Origin of the sequence: Deinococcus cellulosilyticus NBRC 106333 = KACC 11606, from assembly GCF_007990775.1 — a bacterium.
GTDB classification, from domain to species: domain Bacteria; phylum Deinococcota; class Deinococci; order Deinococcales; family Deinococcaceae; genus Deinococcus_C; species Deinococcus_C cellulosilyticus.
This window is the reverse complement of the sequence record NZ_BJXB01000067.1, coordinates 1-4654: the sequence shown is the minus strand read 5'-3', so window position 1 is coordinate 4654 and position 4654 is coordinate 1. Positions and strand designations below refer to the sequence as shown.

The following is a 4654-nucleotide window of genomic DNA, read 5'->3' as shown; positions in this document are numbered from 1 at the left end:
TTCCAGCAGCACTTCATCGAGTTGCACTTCTTCTTCCCGGAACAGTTCCCCCGAGTCTCCACGGGCGAGTTGCAGCATGTCGTTGACCAGACGGCCCAGCCGGATGGCCTCTTTCTGCACGTCGCTGATCATCTCCAGGCGGTCTGGTTCCGGGATGCCCCGGTACCGGATCATCAAATCCATGTTGCCCTGGATGCTGGTCAGGGGGTTTTTCAGTTCGTGTGCGGCGTCCGCCACAAAGCGCTTCTGGGCCTCGTTGAGTTCGCGGAGTTCCTGGGCGCTGCTTTGCAGGGCCAATTCGGCAGCTTTGCGGTCGGTCACATCCAGGGTGCCAGTGAGCACCAGCAGGGGTTTTTGGTGATCGTCTCTGGAGAACACCTTGTGGCGGCTGTGCATCCAGCGCCAGCTGCCGTCTTTGTGGCGCATGCGGAAGTCCCGCTCCAGAATCACACCATCCGCCAGTCCTGCCAGTGTTTGCTGGTGTTCCTCGGCTTCCTGGGACTCTTCAGCATGAAGGAGTTGTTTCAGCTGCTCCGGGGACATGCGTTGCACTTCCTCCGGGCTGTACCCCAGGGTGTCGTGCAGGTGCCCATTGGCATACACAGTCTTGCTGTGGGCGGTGTCGCTGAGGTGCACCACTTGACGCTGCTCACTGATGTCCTGCACGGTGGATCCCACCCCCAGCAGGCGTCCATCCTGGGTTTTCACCGGGAAGTGATTCAGCAACAGGTTCTGGCTGGATCCATCTGCAGGGTGAACCTGCACCCCCAGCAGGGGTTCTCCGGTTTCCAGCACCTGTTGCAGTTGGGCGTCTGTGGCTTGCAGCTCCGCCTCATACTGGCTGTAACTCTGGTTGGCAAGCTGCAGGTCCAGGTCCAGGCCCCGCAGGGCAATCCCCAGGGGAGCATGGTCCAGGATGGCTTTCAGGCGGGCAATGGTTTCTTCTTGCTCTTGCAGGTGAAGCTTTTCCCGGTGGTGCAACCTCAGCCGCTCGATGGCCAGGGCCACCTGATCCGCCAGAGTCTCCATGAAAAGCTGTTCGTTTGTTCGGAAATGCGCTTTTTCTTCCAGCTGCAACACCAGGGTGCCGGTGGTCTCGCTGCTGAGTTTGATGGGAAGGAAGGCGAGGGAAGCCCCTTCCAGGGTTTCCTCCAGCCAGGAAAGTTCAGGGTAGAGGTCCTGCAGTTGCCGGATTCTGGGGTGGAACTGGGCCTGACCTGACCTTGCCACCTCGGTGTGCGGCACCTGGGCATTCAGGGGCATGCCGGACAGGGCCTGGACCACCTCAGGTTGCAGGCCGTCTTGTGAGGTGACCAGCAACTGGCCTGCCTCGACCTGTTTCAGAAAAATCGAGACGGTTTTGATGGGAAGGAGCGGCTGGCTTTCTTCCAGGATCACCCGGGCCAGGTCTTCGGTGCTTGTAAGGTCAAACAACCGCTGGGTGATGTTTTGAAGCACCCGGCTTTGTTTGAGGGAACGCTCAGAAGCCACCCTGAGGTGCTGTTCCCACTGGCCCAGGTGCTGGCTTTGCTGGAGGTCTTCTTCCAAGTGCTTTTCTCCGGTGAGGTCCAGCAGGGTCACCACGGCACCCAGCACTTTGCCGGATTCATTTTTGATCTGTCTGCCATAACACGAAACATGTCTTGTTTCGCCGTGCACGGGCTGGATCAACATTTCATCCCCTTCGACAGTTTCCCCCCGCAGGGTGCGGGCCAGTGGGGTGTCGTGTTCAGCCAGAGGCTGCAGGGTCTCCACCGAGCAGAGCTGGTAATGGTCCGAACAGCTCCTGGCCGGGATGCTCCAGGGGGAGAGACCATGCATTTTGCGCGTCACCCCATTGAAAAACTGGATTTCCCCCCGGGCATCACACGCCACAATCCCTTCTTGCACGGTCATCAGCAGGCTGTGCAGAAATTCGAGGGTGCCTTCCAGATCGGGGGTTTCGGGGGTCAGTGGGGCTTCGGTGTGGTCTGGGGTCATGGGGTTCCTTCATCCGCCAGATGCAGCTCTGGGAGCTTGAGAATCCAGCATTTCAAAACCACACCCGGACGGAGGGTTTTCCCAGAGCTGGAGGTCAGGGGGTGAAACACAGGGCCAACCTGGCACGGCCGGTCAAGGGCTGGTTTTGTGGGTCAAGGCAAATTGCTGGATGGAGGTCTCAGACCGTGATTTGCAAAAGGGCGGCGGACAGCGCCTGGTGCAGCTCTGCAAGCCTGATGTTGGAGACCAGCAGCACCAGACCCTGCACCACACTCCCAGAGAGTTGCAGCATGAACAGCTGGTGGGACCGCTCCCTGGCAGCACAGTCCATGATGCATTCCACCAGGGCTTCTTCAGTGATCAGGTCTTCACCCGGGGGAAGACAATCAAACACCTGCCGGGCGACCCGCAGGAGCTCAAAACGGGAGAAGCTCTGAAAGCGGGGACCAAAAGGCTGGTGAAGGTCTGCCAGGGTGCAGCATTTCTGGGCCACTTCCTGGGGAACACTGTACACATGGTGGGTGGGAAGAGAGATCATGGTGTTCCCAGGGGGTGCTGGAAACCGAAGTGACGCTGGGTGGGAAAGGCAGGCGGGATGTCCATTTGTGGGTCGATGCATGCCCCGACTTTCAGGGCTCTTTCCAATTTCAGGGTGAAGGGGTGACCACTGCACACGCAAGCTTTGAGCCGGTGGCGTTCTGGGTTTTGCATCTTTGTCCTGTGCTTTCCTGTCACGGAGTTGCCTGGGGTCCCACAGGCTGTTTGACCCATGGGATGAAAGCATGCCTTAAAAATGCAGTGAAAGAACAGGGTTCAATTCAGTTTCCAGGCAAGACATCTTTCTCCAGCATGGAGCTTCATCCTTCAGGGGTGCCTTTCGCAGTCAGCATGAAAACCCCCCTGACCCCGAGCAGGGCCAGGGCAGGTTCAGGACACGGGTCTGGGTCTGCTTTTTCGGATGCCCCTGGCTGTTCCAGCGGCCATCATGGCCCGTTGCTGGACCCGTTCGGGGGTGTTGTGGACCAGATGCATCTGCTCTGCAGAGGCCTGCCGGGTGGTGCCGCGCTGCCTCAGGGAGTACACGCACATGCGGCCCACAAATTTTCCGTAGAGCAGCCCATCCTGACGCATTTCTTCCAGGGTGGCCCGCATCTGGTGGATCTCCAGGCCCAGTTGCCTTGCCATGCGTGTGGCCGATTCTCTTTTGCCGCCTGTGAACCAGTCTTCAAGCTTTGCAAACCAGTCAGGTCGCACCAGGTTTGCATCGTGCTCAAATTCCCGTTTGCTGTAACGGGTGGAGCTGCGCACGGTGTCGGCCTGAATCAGGCCCTGGGCAATCAGTTCCTCAAGCAGGGTGTGGGCGTCTCCAATGTTGCAGCCCAGCAGGGTGCGGATATCCTGGGACACCACAGATTCACGGGTCTTGAACAGGTCAAGAACAGTCTGGAGCTGGTTCTGGGTGTTGATGTGGGAAGTCAAAAACATGGTCCTCTTTCTCAATCAAAGGGAGGTCCGGTCATCTTGCTTCACCGAACAATGGGGTGGTTTCAGGGCCACCTGGATGAGATGAGGGGAGGAAAGTAGAGGCAAATCGAGGGGCGATTTTTTGAAATCAAAGCCCACCTTTTGTTAATATCATTGTACCACACCAACATGAGCAGCAGATTTTTAATCTGGATTTTTTGATGCTTCTAAAGCATGAAATAAAAACTCAACTTCAAAATTGCAACCCGTATTTTGTGCTACATTGTGCAGCTGAAAAAAGCATGAGCTCATTTTCTTCCAGAGACGCCAGAGGATCAGCACAGGTTTTGAGTGCGGTGTTTTAATTTTTTTGAAGAGAAAAAAGCACGACATGGCTGCAGGCACCGTGAAATGGTCCAGTGCAGAAAAAGGATCCGGATTTATTTCGAGTGAGGGCACACCCGATTTGTTCGCCCCCTGCGGTGCCCACAAGAGCAGTGGATTCAAAAGACCCAATGAAGGTCATGAGGTCGAGTTCGACGTTCAGGCTGGACAGAACGGCAAAGGCTCCCAGACCGCCAGCCTCACCCAGTTGCGGTGGGTTCACGGACGCCCTGTTGAAGTTCGCACCAGGCCCTGCAGTGCTTTTGGCTGAGCAAGCGCCCAGTGTGAACCCGGCTGCCCGGGGAGCACGTTTTCAGGGCAAGAAAGCGAATAAACCGGTCAGGACCTCTCAGAAACCCACCGTTCTTCTGACGTGGATCAACTCGCATCTTGCACCAGGAATAACCAGGTCCAGTCCAGGATAAAAATGCATCAGGGATAAAAAAAGCGTACTGTTCCCCCAGAGTGGGGTTATCATGAAGCAGTACGCAAAAACATTCTTCCACAACCTGCAGCTGATTTTCACCCCCACCAGCAGACCTTCAAAGCCCTGAGGTGTTGTTGCTGTCCACCACCGGAAAGCCCTTGCCACACTACGCAAAGCTCAAATCGGAAAGTGCCATCAGCCGGTTTTTCAACCCCTACCGCTGGGACACCTGACAGCTGATCCCACACACTCAGCAGCAAGTCACGGACGTCGTGCAAACCCACCAGGGAATAAATTCAGGAACCACCATCTGGAACTGATTGTGGACCTGACCATCCTGGAGAAACGCGGCAAATTTAAAGGGCTGCCCGGGTGGCTGCACGTCCTCAAACATGCTCT

4 protein-coding genes are annotated in these 4654 nt (G+C 56.7%); 1 reads left to right on the top strand and 3 read right to left on the bottom strand.

The annotated features are described in order from the left end of the window. The 3 genes from DC3_RS28585 to DC3_RS28575 all read right to left on the bottom strand — a co-directional run. The coding region (locus DC3_RS28585; protein ID WP_146892180.1) for a PAS domain S-box protein at nt 1-1980 on the bottom strand (1980 nt) is incomplete at its 3' end. Nucleotides 1981-2158: 178 nt separating this feature from the next. Continuing rightward, the gene (locus DC3_RS28580) at nt 2159-2518 is read right to left on the bottom strand and encodes a hypothetical protein (protein ID WP_146892177.1); all 360 of its coding nucleotides are present in this window, start codon (nt 2516-2518) and stop codon (nt 2159-2161) included. A 389-nt stretch (nt 2519-2907) separates the two neighbouring features. Continuing rightward, on the bottom strand, nt 2908-3465 hold the full coding sequence (locus DC3_RS28575) for a hypothetical protein (protein ID WP_146892173.1): 558 nt from the start codon (nt 3463-3465) through the stop codon (nt 2908-2910). Between the two features lie 370 nt (nt 3466-3835). Here DC3_RS28575 and DC3_RS28570 point away from each other — a divergent pair, with 370 nt between their 5' ends. Beyond that, on the top strand, nt 3836-4099 hold the full coding sequence (locus tag DC3_RS28570) for a cold-shock protein (protein ID WP_146892170.1): 264 nt from the start codon (nt 3836-3838) through the stop codon (nt 4097-4099). The last annotated feature ends 555 nt before the right edge of the window (nt 4100-4654 follow it).

Coding starts and splice junctions, on each gene's coding strand:
- DC3_RS28580 (WP_146892177.1), bottom strand. CDS start 2,518: ATGATCTCTCTTCCCACCCACCATGTGTACAGTGTTCCCCAGGAAGTG.
- DC3_RS28575 (WP_146892173.1), bottom strand. CDS start 3,465: ATGTTTTTGACTTCCCACATCAACACCCAGAACCAGCTCCAGACTGTT.
- DC3_RS28570 (WP_146892170.1), top strand. CDS start 3,836: ATGGCTGCAGGCACCGTGAAATGGTCCAGTGCAGAAAAAGGATCCGGA.